Annotated in this window: 16 protein-coding genes; 10 read left to right on the forward strand and 6 right to left on the reverse strand. The window is 64.0% G+C overall.

Annotated features, from left to right (window positions below; translation table 11 throughout):
* Positions 1-22 precede the first annotated feature (22 nt).
* Both GU3_RS06610 and GU3_RS06615 read left to right on the forward strand, forming a co-directional pair.
* On the forward strand, positions 23-2422 hold the full coding sequence (locus GU3_RS06610) for a Lon protease family protein (protein WP_014291748.1): 2400 nt from the start codon (positions 23-25) through the stop codon (positions 2420-2422).
* Positions 2419-3189, forward strand: coding sequence for a hypothetical protein (locus GU3_RS06615; protein WP_014291749.1), 771 nt, complete (start codon positions 2419-2421; stop codon positions 3187-3189). Before GU3_RS06610 ends, GU3_RS06615 begins: the two co-directional genes overlap by 4 nt.
* Positions 3190-3238: 49 nt before the next feature.
* Here the strand turns inward: GU3_RS06615 and purN are convergent, their stop codons facing one another.
* Positions 3239-3877 carry a phosphoribosylglycinamide formyltransferase gene (purN, locus tag GU3_RS06620; protein WP_014291750.1) on the reverse strand — a complete coding sequence of 213 codons (639 nt, stop codon included), beginning with the start codon at positions 3875-3877 and terminating at the stop codon, positions 3239-3241.
* Positions 3874-4911, reverse strand: a complete 1038-nt coding sequence (purM, locus tag GU3_RS06625) for a phosphoribosylformylglycinamidine cyclo-ligase (protein WP_014291751.1) — start codon at positions 4909-4911, stop codon at positions 3874-3876. Before purM ends, purN begins: the two co-directional genes overlap by 4 nt.
* Positions 4912-5204: 293 nt before the next feature.
* On the opposite strand from purM, the gene upp reads away from it, so the two are divergent.
* From upp to hda, 4 genes are read left to right on the forward strand one after another with little or no spacing between them, the layout of a single operon-like run.
* Positions 5205-5831: a uracil phosphoribosyltransferase gene (upp, locus tag GU3_RS06630; protein WP_014291752.1), complete on the forward strand. Its 627-nt coding sequence runs from the start codon at positions 5205-5207 to the stop codon at positions 5829-5831.
* A gap of 56 nt (positions 5832-5887) precedes the next feature.
* Positions 5888-7156 carry a uracil-xanthine permease family protein gene (locus tag GU3_RS06635; RefSeq protein ID WP_014291753.1) on the forward strand — a complete coding sequence of 423 codons (1269 nt, stop codon included), beginning with the start codon at positions 5888-5890 and terminating at the stop codon, positions 7154-7156.
* Between the two features lie 41 nt (positions 7157-7197).
* Positions 7198-8187 carry a DUF2066 domain-containing protein gene (locus tag GU3_RS06640; RefSeq protein ID WP_014291754.1) on the forward strand — a complete coding sequence of 330 codons (990 nt, stop codon included), beginning with the start codon at positions 7198-7200 and terminating at the stop codon, positions 8185-8187.
* Positions 8184-8906, forward strand: coding sequence for a DnaA inactivator Hda (gene hda / locus GU3_RS06645; protein WP_014291755.1), 723 nt, complete (start codon positions 8184-8186; stop codon positions 8904-8906). The genes GU3_RS06640 and hda overlap by 4 nt, the downstream gene beginning before the upstream one ends.
* Positions 8907-8924: 18 nt before the next feature.
* Here hda and GU3_RS06650 read toward each other — a convergent pair whose 3' ends face one another.
* Together GU3_RS06650 and arsC are read right to left on the reverse strand one after the other, a co-directional pair.
* Positions 8925-9302 (reverse strand): DUF2069 domain-containing protein, encoded by a 378-nt coding sequence (locus GU3_RS06650; RefSeq protein WP_014291756.1) that lies wholly within the window; start codon positions 9300-9302, stop codon positions 8925-8927.
* Positions 9299-9649 carry an arsenate reductase (glutaredoxin) gene (gene arsC / locus GU3_RS06655; RefSeq protein WP_014291757.1) on the reverse strand — a complete coding sequence of 117 codons (351 nt, stop codon included), beginning with the start codon at positions 9647-9649 and terminating at the stop codon, positions 9299-9301. The genes GU3_RS06650 and arsC overlap by 4 nt, the downstream gene beginning before the upstream one ends.
* 50 nt (positions 9650-9699) lie before the next feature.
* On the opposite strand from arsC, the gene GU3_RS06660 reads away from it, so the two are divergent.
* The gene (locus GU3_RS06660) at positions 9700-10149 is read left to right on the forward strand and encodes a TlpA disulfide reductase family protein (RefSeq protein ID WP_014291758.1); all 450 of its coding nucleotides are present in this window, start codon (positions 9700-9702) and stop codon (positions 10147-10149) included.
* Positions 10150-10180: 31 nt separating this feature from the next.
* Here GU3_RS06660 and GU3_RS06665 read toward each other — a convergent pair whose 3' ends face one another.
* On the reverse strand, positions 10181-11617 hold the full coding sequence (locus GU3_RS06665) for a M48 family metalloprotease (protein WP_014291759.1): 1437 nt from the start codon (positions 11615-11617) through the stop codon (positions 10181-10183).
* 116 nt (positions 11618-11733) lie between these two features.
* On the opposite strand from GU3_RS06665, the gene GU3_RS06670 reads away from it, so the two are divergent.
* From GU3_RS06670 to GU3_RS06680, 3 genes are read left to right on the forward strand one after another with little or no spacing between them, the layout of a single operon-like run.
* Positions 11734-11955, forward strand: coding sequence for a sulfurtransferase TusA family protein (locus tag GU3_RS06670; protein ID WP_014291760.1), 222 nt, complete (start codon positions 11734-11736; stop codon positions 11953-11955).
* An 11-nt stretch (positions 11956-11966) separates the two neighbouring features.
* Positions 11967-13037 carry an AI-2E family transporter gene (locus GU3_RS06675; protein WP_014291761.1) on the forward strand — a complete coding sequence of 357 codons (1071 nt, stop codon included), beginning with the start codon at positions 11967-11969 and terminating at the stop codon, positions 13035-13037.
* Between the two features lie 31 nt (positions 13038-13068).
* Entirely contained in the window at positions 13069-14406 is a 1338-nt protein-coding gene (locus tag GU3_RS06680) for a sodium-dependent transporter (RefSeq protein WP_014291762.1), read from the forward strand.
* A gap of 160 nt (positions 14407-14566) precedes the next feature.
* On the opposite strand, the gene GU3_RS06685 is transcribed toward GU3_RS06680, so the two are convergent.
* The gene (locus tag GU3_RS06685) at positions 14567-15403 is read right to left on the reverse strand and encodes a tetratricopeptide repeat protein (RefSeq protein WP_014291763.1); all 837 of its coding nucleotides are present in this window, start codon (positions 15401-15403) and stop codon (positions 14567-14569) included.

A 15403-nucleotide genomic window follows, 5' to 3' on the forward strand; every position in this document is an offset into this window, starting at 1 on the left:
GAGATTCTGCACGAGGCTGGCCATGACTGTATCTCCCCTTGAACCCCAGCGGCTTTATCGCGCCTGCGATGAGGCCCTGTTTACCTTCAGCACCACCGACGAACTCACCGACAGCGGCGCCCTGGTAGGCCAGGAGCAGTTGCTGGAGGCGCTGTCGTTCGGCACCGGCATTCGCCGCCAGGGCTTCAATATCTACATGATGGCGCCGGAAAACTGCAACCGGCACACGCTGATCCGGCGTTTTCTCGGTGGTCGCGCCGAAACCGAGCCGGTACCGGCGGACTTGTGCTACGTCCACGGCTTTGAGGAAGCGAGACAGCCTGAGCTGCTGGTGCTGCCGGCGGGCGTGGGCCGGCGCTTTCGGGCCAGCCTGGAAAAACTGGTGGAAGAGCTGCTGTTGTCGATTCCGGCGATTTTTGAAACCGAGGAATACCACAACCGGCTGGACGAGCTGAACCAGCAACTGGCCGAGCGCCAGACCGCGGCCATGAGCGAAGTCAAGGCCCTGGCGGAGGCCGAGGGCGTGGTGCTGATCAGTACCCCCACCGGCTTTACCCTGGCGCCGAAGAAGGACGGCGAGGTAATCGACGCCAAGCGCTTTCGCCAGTTGCCCGAGGCGGAGCGCGCGGCCATGGAGCAGGCCATCGAGCGGGTGGAAGTGCGGCTGCAGGAGGTGTTGCAGCAGTTTCCCCAGTGGAAGCGGGACACTCAGCTGCATATTCAGTGGCTGAACGAAGAGATGGTGATGTTTGCCGGCGGCAATCTGATCGACGAGCTGCGCAAGGAATACGCCGGTTGCGAGCCGGCGGTTCGTCATCTGGAAGCCATTCAGCAGGACTTGTCCGGCAACGTCAACCTGCTGCTGGCCCATATGCGGGAAGGGGAGCTGCCGGCCCAGCTGCTTACCCGCTACCGGCTCAACCTGCTGGTGGACAATGCCGACACGAAAGGAGCGCCGGTGATCTACGAAGACTGGCCCAACCTGGCCCGTTTGCTGGGCCGGGTAGAGCACCATGTGGAGCAGGGGGCACTGATTACCGACTTTACCCTGATCCGGCCCGGGGCCCTGCACAAGGCCAACGGCGGCTACCTGATCCTCGACGTGCAGCGGCTGCTGCAGCAGCCCATGGTGTGGGAAGTGCTCAAGCGGGCGCTCTATGCCCAGGAGATCCGCATCGAATCCCTGGAGCGTTTCTACAGCCTGGCCAGCACCGTCAGCCTGGAGCCGGAGCCGGTGCCCCTGGAGCTGAAGGTGATCCTGATCGGCGACCGAAGGCTGTATTACCTGCTGGCCGCCTACGATCCGGACTTCGGCAAGCTGTTCAAGGTGCAGGCCGACTACAACGACGATATTGAAGTGAACAAGGAAAACCTGCAGCGCTACGCCCGCTTTATCGGCTGGCTGGCGCGCCAGCAGGATCTGCGTCCACTCACCCGGTGCGGCGTGGCCCGCATGATCGAATACGCCGGCCGGCTGGCGGACGATCAGCAGCGGTTGTCGGCGCTGACCGAGGAGCTGACCGACGTGCTGCAGGAGGCCAACTACCTGACCGAGAGCGACAGCCAGGCCCACATCGATGGTCATGCCGTGGAGCGGGCGCTGAGTGCCGGACGGCGGCGGGCCGCCCGCATTCACCGGCAGATGGAAGAATCGATACTGCGGGGCAGCAAGCTCATCGACACCGAGGGCAGCGTGGTGGGCCAGGTCAATGGCCTGACGGTGCTGGATCTGGGCAACTACCGCTTTGGCCAGCCGGCGCGCATTACCGCCACCGCCCGGCTGGGCAGCGGCTCGGTACTCGATATCGAGCGCGAGGTGAAATTAAGCGGTGCCGTGCATGCCAAGGCCATGCTGATTTTATCCCGGTTTCTCAGCCATCGTTACGCCGCCGAAGGGCCCATGCCGGTGTCCGCCAGCCTGGCCTTTGAGCAGTCTTACGGCATGATCGAGGGCGACAGCGCCTCCATCGCCGAATGCTGCGCCCTGATCTCCGCCATGGGCGAAGTGCCGCTCAATCAGGCGCTGGCAGTGACTGGCTCCATCAACCAGTTTGGCCGGGTGCAGCCCATTGGCGGCGTTAACGAAAAAATCGAAGGCTTTTTCGAGGTATGCCAGGCCCGGGGTCTGGTGCCCGGCCAGGGAGTAATCATTCCCGCCGCCAATACCGATAACCTGATGCTGGGCCGGGAAGTGCGCCAGGCAGTGGCCGAAGGAGCGTTTCGAGTGTATGCGGTATCCAAGCTGGACGAGGCGCTGGCGCTGCTCACCGGCATGGCGGTGGGCGAGGCCGACGAGCAGGGCGATTACCCCCTGAACTCGGTCAACGGCCGGGTACAGCAGCGCCTTAAACGGCTGGCTGAGGTCCAGCGCAAGCTGCATCAGCACGATGACGACAACGGCGCCGAGGAGAAAACACCATGATGCAACGCCTGGTCTGGTACCTGGAGCTCAGCGCACCGGAGCTGGAGCAACTGGAAGCGATGGTGGACTTTGCCGCCGGCCAGGGCGCGAGTCTGCGTATCGTGTTTGTGGAAGATGAAGTGCTGTTGCGCTGTGGCGAACTGCCCTGCAGCCGGGAGGTGAGCCTGCTCACCGGGCGGGTCCGGCCGCTCAGCACCGAGCAGCTGGCCCGGCAACTGCGCCGGCGGCGGGAGCGGGCCGAGCAGCAACTGGCGGCGCTGGCGCGGCAACGGGCGTTGGAGTGGAGCCGGGAAGTGGCCCGGGGCCGGCGTGAGCAGCTGTTGAGCACCTCGGCGGGCGATGACATGGCGGTGCTGATGCTGGCCGAAGGCGAGCCGTTGCCGGCCTGGCTCGGCGGATTAACAAGGCCCATCCTGCTACTGGGAGCACGTTTTCACCCGCTGAACCAGGTGCTGGTGGCGCTGGATAACGTGAACGACAGCGAGTTGCTGGCTCAGGGACAGGCTCTGGCGGAGCGGGGCGGCTGGCCGCTGTGGATACTGGTGCCGGCGGCGCACAGGGAGGTGCTGGCTCCCGTGCTGGTGCAACAGGGACTGAGCGAGGCGGTGCTGCCGCTGCGCCAGTGGTCGCTGGCAGCCTGGTTGACCGCCGGCACCGACAGGGCCAGCCTGCTGCTGGCGCGGGCCAACAGTCCGGCACTGGCGGGCGCCACCAGCACTGGCATCAACGCCATGCTGGTGTTACCGGCCAGTCAGTCATCGCCATAAACCATAAAAAAGGATGCTTGCGCATCCTTTTATCCGAGTAACGAGCGACTCAGTCGCCGGCGTGGCCTTCGGGAGGCAGGAGCTGGCCGTCGAGCCAGGCCCGACCGTCTTTCATGGTCAGCCGGCCGGCGCAGAACCAGCGCACCGCCAGCGGGTAGATGGCGTGCTCCTGTACCTGCACTCGGGCCGCCACGGCGGCGGCGTCGTCTTCCGCGAATACCGGCACCCGGGCCTGCAAAATCACCGGGCCGCCATCCAGCTCCTCGGTCACGAAGTGCACACTACAGCCGTGCTCGTCGTCGCCGGCGTCAATGGCCCGCTGGTGGGTGTTCAGGCCCTGGTATTTCGGCAGCAGGGAAGGGTGAATGTTGAGCATTCGCCCTGCATAGTGACGCACGAAGTCTGGCGTCAGAATGCGCATAAAACCGGCCAGTACCACCAGATCCGGCTGGTAGCCTTCCATCAGTGTCAACAGGGCGGCGTCGTAGCTTTCCCGGTCGGCAAAGTCCCTGCCCGGCAGTACCTCGGTGGCGACATTGGCCCGCCGTGCCCGCTCCAGGCCGTAGGCATCGGCCTTGTTGCTGATCACCGCCACCACCTCGCCGCCGAGGCGGCCTTCGGCCGCCTGATCCAGCAGGGTCTGCAGGTTGCTACCGTTGCCGGAGATCAGCACCAAGATGCGTTTCATTTTATCTCGACCTGCTCGGCGCCCTCGGCGGCCTGCTCGATGTGACCGATGACCCAGGCGTTTTCGCCGGCGTCCTGCAGGAATTTAACGGCGGCGTCGGCCTGGTCGGCGGGCAGGGCGATAACCATGCCCACGCCACAGTTGAAGGTGCGGTACATTTCGCGGGTTTCCACGTTGCCGGCCTGCTGCAACCAGGTGAAGACTTCCGGCCACTGCCAGCTGGCGCCGTCGATCACCGCCTTGGCACCCTGGGGCAGCACGCGGGGAATGTTTTCCCAGAAACCGCCGCCGGTGATGTGGCTCAGGGCGTGAATGTCGAACTGCTTGATCAGGGCAAGGGCCGGCTTCACGTAGATGCGGGTGGGCGCCATCAGGGCGTCGGCCAGAGTGGCGTTGCCCAGAGGCTGGTTCAGGTCGGCCTGGCTCACTTCCAGGATCTTGCGGATCAGCGAGTAGCCGTTGGAGTGGGGGCCGCTGGACCCCAAGGCGATCAGGGCGTCGCCGGCAGCCACTTTGGAACCGTCGATAATGCCGCTTTTCTCAACCACACCCACACAAAAGCCTGCCAGATCGTAGTCGCCGGCTTCGTACATGCCGGGCATTTCCGCGGTTTCACCGCCGATCAGGGCGCAGCCGCTCAGCTCACAGCCTTCACCAATGCCGGTCACCACGTCGGCGGCGGTGTCTACGTCGAGCTTGCCGGTGGCGTAGTAGTCAAGAAAGAACAGCGGCTCGGCACCCTGCACGATCAGGTCGTTGACGCACATGGCCACCAGATCGATGCCCACGCCCTGATGACGCTGAAGGTCGATGGCCAGGCGCAGCTTGGTGCCCACGCCGTCGGTACCGGCCACCAGTACCGGCTCCTTGTAGCCGGTGGGCAGCTGGCACAGGGCGCCAAAGCCCCCGAGGCCGCCCATGACTTCCGGGCGCTGAGTGCGGCGGCTGACGCCCTTAATGCGTTCAACCAGGGCGTTGCCGGCGTCGATGTCGACACCGGCGTCTTTGTAGCTCAGGGGTTTGTTCTGCGTCACGTGTTATTACCTTGTCATTGGTGTTAAGCCCGCCCGGCGCTCTTTGGCTCCGTTGCCGGCCTGAGGGTAAGCGTTTCGCCGGCTATTCTAATTTAATGCGTGGATCAGTGCCACTGGCAGCGGTAGTCAGAAAGGGGAGTTTGCCGGCGTGAAACGGACCCGAGTCATGAGTCGCTCCGGCACCGGCGAGCTTTTGCTAAAATTAGTGCTGAAACGCTGCCGCCGTACGCTATTTTATGCTAGAGTTCCGCGGTTTTTTGTGTCCGTTATTCAGTGCGTCGGGAGAAGTGTCGATGAAAGTCGTTGAGGTCAAGCACCCTTTGGTAAAACACAAGCTGGGTCTGATGCGGGAAGCCGACATCAGCACCAAACGCTTTCGTGAACTGGCGAAGGAAGTCGGCAGCCTGCTGACCTACGAAGCCACTGCCGATTTTGAAACCGAAAAAACCACCATCGACGGTTGGACCGGCCCCACCGAAGTCGACAAGCTCAAGGGCAAGAAGGTCACCGTGGTGCCCATTCTGCGTGCCGGCCTGGGCATGATGGACGGCGTGCTGGAGCACATGCCCAGCGCCCGGGTGAGCGTGGTGGGTGTGTACCGGGACGAGGAAACCCTGCAGCCGGTGTGCTACTTCAGCAAGCTGGTCAGTCATATCGACGAGCGCCTGGCGCTGATCGTCGATCCCATGCTGGCCACCGGCGGCTCCATGATCGCCACCATCGATCTGCTCAAGCAGCACGGCTGCACCAATTTCAAGGTGATTGTGCTGGTGGCGGCCCCCGAGGGCATCAAGGCGCTGGAAGCGGCCCACCCGGATGTGGAGCTGTACTGCGCCTCGGTGGATGAGCGGCTCGACGAGCACGGCTATATCATTCCCGGGCTGGGCGATGCCGGCGACAAGATTTTTGGTACCAAGTAAGGAATGTCAAAACCGGCGCAGGCCGGTTTTTTTCTGTTTTGTTGAGGTGTTAGTCGATGAATTCCGCTGAACGCACCCAGGAGCTGGCCCCCGGCCAGCCGGCGGTGAACACTCCCCTGCGCCAGGCCCTGGCCGGCTCCCAGATGCTGTTTGTGGCCTTTGGCGCCCTGGTGCTGATGCCGCTGATCACCGGCCTGGATCCGAATGTGGCGCTGTTCACCGCCGGTCTCGGCACCCTGGTGTTCCAGCTGTGTACCAGGCGTCAGATCCCCATCTTTCTGGCATCGTCCTTTGCCTTTATTGCGCCCATTCTGTACGGCGTGCAGACCTGGGGCATTCCCGCCACCATGAGCGGCCTGATGGCGGCGGGCCTGATGTATGTGCTGCTCAGCCAGCTGGTGCGCTGGCGCGGTACCGCCCTGCTGACCCGGCTGTTGCCGCCGGTGGTGGTGGGCCCGGTGATCATGGTCATTGGCCTTGGCCTGGCGCCCATGGCGGTGAACATGGCCATCGGCAAAAGCGGCGACGGCGGTACCGTGCTGGTCGCGCATAATACCGCCCTGTGGCTGTCGCTGGCGTCGCTCATTACCACCCTGCTGGTGTCCACCCTGGCCAGGGGCGTGTTCCGGCTGGTGCCCATTACCGCCGGCATTGCCGTGGGCTACGGCATGGCCCTGGCCATGGGGGTGGTGGACTTCACTCCGGTGCGGGAAGCGCCCTGGTTCTCCCAGCCCAACTTTGTGGCGCCGGAATGGCACTGGCAGGCGGTGCTGTTCATGATACCGGTGGCCATCGCCCCGGCCATTGAACACATCGGCGACGTGCTGGCCATTGGCTCGGTGACCGGCAAGGATTACCTGAAAAAACCCGGCCTGCACCGCACCCTGCTGGGGGATGGCCTGGCCACCGGCGCCGCGTCGCTGTTTGGGGGGCCGCCCAACACCACCTATTCCGAGGTGACCGGCGCCGTGATGCTGACCAAGAACTTCAATCCGGTGATCATGACCTGGGCCGCCGGCTTTGCCATCGCCCTGGCCTTTGTAGGCAAGTTCGGCGCCCTGATGCTGAGCATTCCGGTGCCGGTGATGGGCGGCATCATGATTTTGCTGTTCGGCTCCATCGCGACCGTGGGGCTCAACAGCCTGATCAAGCATCAGGTGGACTTGTCCCAGGCCCGCAACCTGTGCATCGTGGCGGTGATCCTGGTGTTCGGCATCGGCGGCATGGCCTTTGGCATCGGCGATTTCAGCCTGCAGGGCATCAGCCTGTGCGGCATTGTCGGCATTCTGCTGAACCTGGTGTTGCCCAAAGAGCGACCCCATTGATTCTGGCATGAGTCCCGGTCAGTGGTTATCATGAGCGTCCGATGTTCGACAATGGCCCTGTGATGCTGAAACAATTGCTGCTGTCGCTGATGCTGCTGGGTTTTGCCGGCGTTTCGGCCGCCTCGGTGTTTGAGGTACAGCTCGACACCGCTCCCTACAGCCGGACCCAGGCCCGGGCGCAGGCGGTGGATCTGCTGCTGGCCCGCCTTACCGGCGAGCCGGGGGAAGGATCCTGGGTGCGCGACGAAATTCTGAACAACTGGTCCCGCTACCGCAAGGCCGAACCCGCCGGCGGTGGCTACCGGGTTGAATTTGAGCCGGCCGAGTTGTTGCCCCTGCTGGAAAGCGCCGGCCTGACTGCCTGGACCGCTCAGCGCCCCACGCTGCTGGTATGGCAAGTGAACGGCGAACGTGCCCGTGACGGAGCCGACCGCGGCTGGCGTCAGGCGTCGGCCCGTTATGGCATTCCCCTGCTGTGGCCGCTGTGGGATCTGCAGGAGCATATGCAGGTAGACAAGGGCAGTGTGCTGGCTGGTGAGGGGCTGGCGGAGGCCAGCCGTCGCTACGGCGCCGGCACCTGGCTGGCGGTGCAGCAGCAGGGGGGCCGGCTGGCCTGGCGGCTGTTCAGCAAAGGCCATGAGCAAGCCCTCACTCAGGGCGAGGCCGATACCCCGGCCGACCTGCTGGCGGCGGTGAATGCCTATTGGGTGAACCAGCCTCGGCAGGGGGCCGCGTCGCTGCCGGCCAATACGGCTCCGGCCGAGGCGCTGAGTGCGGGGGCCGATGCCCCGGGCGAGCTGAGCATAGTGGTCAGCGGCCTGACACGCTTCGCCGACATGGTCCGGCTGGAGCAACGGCTGGGCCGGCTGGACGGGGTCAAGGGGGTGCAGTTGCTCGACAGTGCCGGTGATCAGGCCCGTTTTCGGCTGATGCTGTCGTCACCGGCCGCGGCGGTGACCGCCGCGCTGCCCGCCGCCGGACTGACACGTCAGGGTGAGCGTCGTTACCGGTTAACGGAGGCTGGCCGGTGAGCCGGGATGGCGATGACGAGCAGCAACCGGCCCAGCTGGCGCTGGCGGTGCAGTTGCCCGATGATGAAACCTTTGCCAGTTTTTATCCGGGAGACAACGCCCAGCTGATCACCGCGCTCAAAAATGCCTCCCTGGGGCAGGGCGACGATGTCATCTACCTCTGGGGCCAGCCCGGCTCGGGCCGCTCCCACCTGCTGCATGCCACCTGTGCCGAGGTCAATGCCAGCGGCGAGGCGGCCACCTGCCTGCCCCTGCACGCTTACCGGCGCATGTCCCCCCGGCTGCTGGACGGCATGGAATTATTGCCCCTGGTCTGCCTCGACAACCTGGACGCCATTGCCGGGGTGGAGGAATGGGAGCGGGCGGTGTTCAACTTCTTTAATCGCCGGCGGGAGCGGGCGGCGGGAACCCTGGTGATCAGTGCCTCGGCGCCGTCCCGCAACCTGGGGCTGGGGCTGCCGGATCTGGCCTCACGGCTGGACTGGGGGGTGGCCTACCAGCTGAAAACCCTGGATGACGAAGGCAAGCTCAGCGCCCTGCAGCTCAGGGCCGAGCTGCGCGGCTTCAAGCTGCCTACCGACGTGGGCCGGTTGTTGCTGAGCCGTCTGTCCCGGGACATGAGCACCCTGCTGGCGGCGCTGGATCTGCTCGACAATGCCTCTTTCCAGGCACGGCGCAAACTGAGCCTGCCCTTTACCCGGGAAATACTGGGGCTGTAAAACCAGCCCCAGTATCCATTAATCCTTTTTCTTCTTGCGAATGCTCAGGCCCAGCTCGCGGCCGCGCAGCTTGGCGTAGTAGCTGTTGCCGATAAACATGGTGGTGGCCAGCAGCAGCTCCACCAGTGCCAGCCAGCGCTCGCCCTCATCCACCCACAGCAGGGTGAGGGAATGCAGAAAGTAGGGCATGATCAAAAACACCGCCCAGGCGTGGGTGTAGGGATTGCCCCTGAGCATGCCGGGCATGGGAATAAACAGCCAGGGCAGCCACATCGTCAGCATAAAGCCGGCGCCCAGCTCGGGATGGGGGGACAGCACACCGTGCCAGAGCGCCACCCAGGCAATCAATCCCAGGTAGCCGGTTAGCGCCAGTTTGCGGGCGAGGGCGGTGGTCATGCCAGAATATCCAGTACCTGCTCGGGCGGGCGGCCCAGGGCGGCCTTGCCGTTGCACACCACTATGGGACGCTCGATCAGTTTGGGATGCGCCACCATGGCGGCGATCAGCGCTTCCTCGTCGGTGACCTTCGCCAGCTCAAGGGCCTTGTACTCGTCTTCCTTGGTCCGCATCAGCTGCCGGGCCGAGGCCATGCCCAGCTGGGCCAGCAGGGTTTTTATTTGCGCTGCATCAGGGGGGGTGTCCAGATATTTGATAATCTCGGGCTCAAGACCCCGTTGTTCGAGCAGGGCCAGGGTTTCCCGGCTTTTGGAGCAGCGGGGATTATGGTAGATAAACAGATTCATGATTCACTCCTGTGGCGTGGCTGCGGGCATTGTATAGAAGGGGAGCCGGAATGGGCAAACTTCAGGTCTGGTTTTTGACCGCGCTGCTGTTGCTGGCGGGGTGCCGTGAGGCGGCCACCCTGTCCCTGGCCGACGGTAGCCAGCAACGGCTGCAGGATTACCGGGGCGAGTGGCTGGTGGTGAACTATTTTGCCGAGTGGTGCGCGCCCTGCCTGCGCGAGCTGCCGCTACTGAACGAGCTGGGTGAGGCCGCCGGGCCGGCGGTGCTGGCGGTGAGTTTTGATGCCATGCCGGCCCAGGCGTTACAGGCGCTGCAACAACGACTGGCGATCACGGTGCCGGTGGTGGCCAGCCTGGAGGGGCCCTGGCCCTTTGAGCTGCCCCGCGTGTTGCCCACGACGTTTGTGCTCGATCCCGACGGCAAGCTGGCCGAGCGTCATCAGGGCGAGCTCAAGGCCGAGGATATTGCGCGCTGGCAGGATACTTACTGGAAGGATTAGAGGGCTCGTAGCTACTCCCTCTTCCCTGAAGTTAGTTCCTCAGCGCGTCCCATTCCTGCTGCTGCTGGCGCAGCTGCTCCAGCCGGGCGCCGAGGCGGGCCCGTTGCATGGCATCCTGTGACAGGGTGGCAGCCAGTTCCATTTGCTGCACGGCCACGTCAAAGCGGCCTTCCAGGGCGGCCAGCTCGGCCTGGGCCCGGCGAAAGGCGGACTCGTCCCCCAGTGGGCGCAGGGCCTGGGCCAGCAGCTCCCACACCAGGGCATTGTCGCCGTAGCGGCGGGCGTGGTCGTCGAGCAGGGTGGCGGCGTCCTGGTGGCGTCCGGCCTGCAGCAGGGTATCGGCCAGGTTGATCATCACCACCCGGTTGTCGGGCAGGCGCCGGTGAGCCCCTTCCAGCCGGGAGATGGCGGCATCATGACGGCCTTCGGCATTGTCGAGATCGGTCAGGGCGTCAAGCACGAACAGGTTGTTGCCATGCCCCCTGGCCACCTGTTCCAGCAGCGGCCGGGCGGCCTCGGGCTGGTTGATGGCCATCAGCGCCAGTGCCTGACCATAGCGGGCGGCGTCCGGCAGCCAGCCGTCGTTGCCGGCGGCGGCCTGCTCAAAGTATTTGTGCAGCTCCTGGGTGCCCGCCTGCTGCAGCCGCACCATGATGCGGGCCTTGGCCAGCTGAAAGTTCAGGGATGGCGCCAGCGGACGCACCGCATATTCCGCTGCCCGGGTGCGGGCCTCGGCGATGCGGCTGGCGGGCAGGGGATGAGTCAGCAGCATCTGGGGCGGAGTGCTGGCAAACTGGTACTTGTCGGACAGCTTCTGAAAGAAACTGGCCATGGCGTTGGGATCGAAACCGGCGTTGTGCAGCAGGCGCAGGCCCAACCGGTCGGCCTCGAATTCGTTGTCCCGGGTATAGTTGATGGCCGATTGCATGCGCAGCCCCAGGGTGGTCTGCAGTGCCGCCATGCCCGCCTGGGGATTGACCACCGCCAGGGCCACCGAGCCCACCAGGCCGGCAATGGTCAGGGGGGTGCTGCGCGACTGGGACTCCAGATAACGGGCAATATGACGCTGGGTGACGTGGGTGATTTCGTGGGCCATGACCGAGGCCAGCTCGCTTTCGTTGTCTGCGTACAGGAACAGGCCGGTATGCAACTGCACCACGCCGCCGAGAAAGGCGCTGGCGTTGATGCTGTCGTCCCTGATCAACAGAAAGCGAAACGGAAAGCGCACCGAGTCGGCCTGGGACAACAGTTGCAGCCCCAGATCGCTGATGTACTCGTTGAGCACGGGATCGTCCACCACCGGCTGGTTGGCCCGGGCAAAGCGGCTGAAGGCCTCGCCAAAGCGCACTTCGCGCTCCACCGACATGGCACTGACCCCGGCGGTGCCGATATCGGGCAGGCTGTTGTCGGCCAGTGCGGGCAGGGCCAGGGTAAGGGCCAGGATCAGGGGCGCGGTGCTTAACTTCATGGATAAACCTTTTGCCGGTGCATAACGGGCAGAATAACCGTCCGTATCGGGTGGAACAAGCATTGTTTGCGGACCGCAGGCGGGGGATAATGCTTTCTTTTTTCAGGAACTGAGCCATGGATCTGCTGGATGCCAGTGCCCTGCGCTGCCCCCTGCCGCTGCTGGAGCTCAAGCTCTGGCTGAAGTCGGCCGACAGCGGGCGGCGGCTCAGGCTGGTGCTGGCCGACCCGGGTTCGCGCCAGGACATTCCCGCCTATCTCGAGCGCATCGGGCAAGGGGTTGAGGTGGTGAAGGAAGACACACACCGGCTCGAACTCATCGTAACCAAACACCCATAAGGACCCTTCGCATGTTGGATATTCTCAGGCACTGGTATCGGCAGCGCTTCTCCGACCCGGGCGCGGTCGTGCTGTTTTTGCTGCTGCTGTTCGGCTTTGTGGTGGTGTATTTCATGGGGCGCATTCTGGCGCCGTTTTTTGCCGCCGTGGTGATTGCCTACCTGCTGGAATGGCCGGTGGGCCGGCTGCGCCGGCTGGGGCTGGGCCGGGGGCCGGCGGCGGGGCTGGTGCTGCTGGTATTTGCGGTGCTGCTGGTGCTGTCACTGGTGAGTCTGGTGCCCTCCATCCTGACCCAGACTGCCAACCTGGCCCGGGAAATTCCTACCATGATCAACCGCGCTCAGGAAGTGTTGCTGACCCTGCCCGAGCAGTACCCGGAGCTGGTGGACGTGACCCTGGTACAGAACCTGCTCGACGACGTGCGCGGCCGGCTGCTGGGCTCGGCGGATGCCATACTGAGCGTGTCCATCAGCTCGCTGACCAATGTGGCGGTACTGCTGGTGTATCTGATCCTGGTGTCGGTGCTGGTGTTTTTTATGCTGAAAGACAAGCCGGCGCTGCTTAACAGCATGAGCCGCTTTTTGCCGCAGAACCGGGAGCTGATCTCCCGGGTCTGGCACGAGATGAACCTGCAAATCGCCAATTATGTACGCGGCAAGGTCATTGAAATCCTGATCGTGGGTGGCGTCAGCTACGTTACCTTTGCCCTGCTGGGGCTCAACTATGCCCTGCTGCTGGCGGTGCTGGTGGGCTTTTCGGTGCTTATTCCCTATATCGGCGCCGCCGCCGCCACCGTGCCGGTGGCCATGGTGGGGTTGTTCCAGTGGGGTTTTACCCCGCCGTTTTTCTACCTGATGGTGGCCTACGCCATTATTCAGGCGCTGGACGGCAACGTGCTGGTGCCGGTGCTGTTCTCCGAAGCGGTCAACCTGCATCCCATCGCCATTATTGTGGCGGTGCTGGTGTTTGGCGGTTTCTGGGGCTTCTGGGGGGTGTTTTTCGCCATTCCCCTGGCCACCCTGGTCAAGGCGGTGATCAACGCCTGGCCTCACCATGACACGGCACCGGCCGGGCCGGCCTGATCTTCAATCGAGCTATTGCAAGGAATACAGAGTGAGAGAACATTTCGCTTCCCGCTTCGGGTTTATCATGGCGGCCGCGGGCGCGGCAGTGGGGCTGGGCAATATCTGGGGCTTTCCCACCCAGGCCGCCAGCAACGGCGGCGGCGCCTTTCTGGTGGCCTACCTGGTGCTGGTGCTGCTGCTGGCGTTTCCCATGCTGGTGATGGAAGTGGCCATCGGCCGCCATGGTCAGGCCAACCCGGTGGACTCGGTGCGCAAGCTGGGTCACAGCCCGTGGCAAAAGCGGCTGGCGTCGCTGGTGGGCTACGCCGGCATGCTGGTGCCGAGCCTGGTGCTGTCGTTTTATGCCATCGTGGCCGGCTGGCTGCTGGCCTTTCTCGCCGCCAGCATCACCCGCATGCTGGGCTGGCAGGCGGCCACCGACTGGCTGGAGGCCTTTGGCCTGGGCCGCAACATCGTCTGGACCCTGGTGTTTTACCTGCTCACCATACTGGTGGTGCAGGCCGGGGTACGACGGGGTATTGAGCGCTGGTCGGCGCGGCTGATGCCGGCGCTGTTTGTGCTGTTTATTTTGCTGTTTGGCTACATCCTCACCCAGAGCGGCGCCATCGACGGGCTGCGTCATTACCTGATCCCCGACTTCAGCAAGGTGATGGACGGCCAGCTGCTGATCAGCGCCATGGGCCAGGCCTTTTTCTCGCTGACCATCGGCGGCTGCTCCATGCTGATGTACGGCTCCTACCTGAGCCGGCAGGAAAGCATTCCCGCCACCGCCTTTCAGGTGACCCTGATCGACACCGGCGTGGCCTTTCTGGCGGGCCTGGTGATTTTGCCGGCCATGTTTGTGGCCATGCACAACGGCGTGACCATTTACGCCGAAGACGGCAGCCTGCTGAGCAGCGATACCCTGGTCTTCCAGGTACTGCCGGCCTTGTTCGACACCATGGGGCCGGTGGGCCTGGTGATGGCGCTGGTGTTTTTCGTGCTGATGGGCATCGCCGCCCTGACTTCGTCCATCTCCATGCTGGAGGTGCCGGTGTCCTACGCCACCGAGCGTTTTCAGGCCCCCCGGCCATTGATGACCTGGCTGTTGGGCGGCGCCCTGGCGCTATTTAGTGTGGTGATCTGCCTGAACTTCGGCGCCCTGTTTGGCCTGGTGATCAGGCTCTCCACCCAGAACATTCAGCCGCTGGTGGGGCTCGGGTTCTGCGTGCTGGGCGGCTGGATGTGGGGCCGGGCCAAGTTGTTTGAAGAGCTGGTTAAAGGCACGCCGGCGCTGGCCGACAGCCTGTTCTGGCGCATCTGGCCCTGGTATGTGCGGCTGGTCTGCCCGCTGCTGGTGGTGCTGGTGATCGGCGCCAGCTGGTGAGTTAAAGCGGGGGAATGGGGATTAGGGACTGGTGAGCCGTTTTTAACTGCCCGGATTAATCCGGGCACACCAGTTGCCTGTTATATCATTTGCCAGGCTGCACCCACGGCCTCCGATATCCCTAGTCCCTAGTCCCTAGTCCCTAGTCCCTAGTCCCTGATCAATACAGCATGCTATACAGCTTGCGGCGATAGCGGGACGCCACCGGATCGGCGCCCATGCTGGTGAGCATGTCGAGCAGGTGTTTTCTGGCGTCGCCAAACGACAGATCCTTTTGCAGTATTTCGGTCAGTAACTGCAGCGCTTCCTCCTGACGGCCGGCCTGAAAATACTGCACCGCCAGCTCTTCCTTCAGACCCAGATCTTCCGGTGCGGCGGCCAGCCGTTGCTCCAGCTCGCGCAGCTCGGGGCTATCGGCGGCTTCCTGGGCCAGCTCCAGCCGGGCCAGCACATGCTGGTACTGGGCGTCCTGATCCGCCATGCCAATGGTGTCCAGTAACTGCCGGGTCTCTTCCAGCTTGTTCAGGGCCAACGCCGTTTCGGCCAGGGTCAGGCGAATGGCCGGGGTGTCATCCAGCGCCCTGGCCTGTTGCAGTAGGTCGTAGGCGGCTTGTGGGTCCAGGCCCAGCATCTGTTTGGCCTGATCCAGCAGCAGCTCGGCCTGGTTGGGCTGATAGGGCTGGAGAAACCCCTTGAGGGCGGCTTCGTCCTGGGGGCCTTCCAGTATGTCAACCGGCTGGCCGCCCTTGAATGCCACCAGGGCCGGCAGCGCCTGCAGGCCCAGCTGCACGGCCAGGCTCTGCAGTTGCGGATCCGCCACGTCCACCCGGGCCAGGTCCACATGGCCGTTGTCGGCACCAATCAGCCGCTCAAGCTGTGCGCTCATGGGCTGGCACTCGGGCACCTGATCGGCGTGGAAAAAAATCACCACCGTCTTGTCCATGGATGCCTGGATCAGCGCCTGCTGAAAATTCTCTACCGTGATATCAACGATCAT

Source organism: Oceanimonas sp. GK1 (assembly GCF_000243075.1).
GTDB lineage: Bacteria > Pseudomonadota > Gammaproteobacteria > Enterobacterales > Aeromonadaceae > Oceanimonas.

Coding starts and splice junctions, on each gene's coding strand:
- GU3_RS06660 (WP_014291758.1), top strand. CDS start 9,700: ATGGGCAAACTTCAGGTCTGGTTTTTGACCGCGCTGCTGTTGCTGGCG.
- GU3_RS06610 (WP_014291748.1), top strand. CDS start 23: ATGACTGTATCTCCCCTTGAACCCCAGCGGCTTTATCGCGCCTGCGAT.
- upp (WP_014291752.1), top strand. CDS start 5,205: ATGAAAGTCGTTGAGGTCAAGCACCCTTTGGTAAAACACAAGCTGGGT.
- GU3_RS06685 (WP_014291763.1), bottom strand. CDS start 15,403: ATGATCGTTGATATCACGGTAGAGAATTTTCAGCAGGCGCTGATCCAG.
- GU3_RS06615 (WP_014291749.1), top strand. CDS start 2,419: ATGATGCAACGCCTGGTCTGGTACCTGGAGCTCAGCGCACCGGAGCTG.
- GU3_RS06640 (WP_014291754.1), top strand. CDS start 7,198: ATGTTCGACAATGGCCCTGTGATGCTGAAACAATTGCTGCTGTCGCTG.
- purN (WP_014291750.1), bottom strand. CDS start 3,877: ATGAAACGCATCTTGGTGCTGATCTCCGGCAACGGTAGCAACCTGCAG.
- GU3_RS06650 (WP_014291756.1), bottom strand. CDS start 9,302: ATGACCACCGCCCTCGCCCGCAAACTGGCGCTAACCGGCTACCTGGGA.
- GU3_RS06675 (WP_014291761.1), top strand. CDS start 11,967: ATGTTGGATATTCTCAGGCACTGGTATCGGCAGCGCTTCTCCGACCCG.
- GU3_RS06665 (WP_014291759.1), bottom strand. CDS start 11,617: ATGAAGTTAAGCACCGCGCCCCTGATCCTGGCCCTTACCCTGGCCCTG.
- arsC (WP_014291757.1), bottom strand. CDS start 9,649: ATGAATCTGTTTATCTACCATAATCCCCGCTGCTCCAAAAGCCGGGAA.
- GU3_RS06670 (WP_014291760.1), top strand. CDS start 11,734: ATGGATCTGCTGGATGCCAGTGCCCTGCGCTGCCCCCTGCCGCTGCTG.
- GU3_RS06635 (WP_014291753.1), top strand. CDS start 5,888: ATGAATTCCGCTGAACGCACCCAGGAGCTGGCCCCCGGCCAGCCGGCG.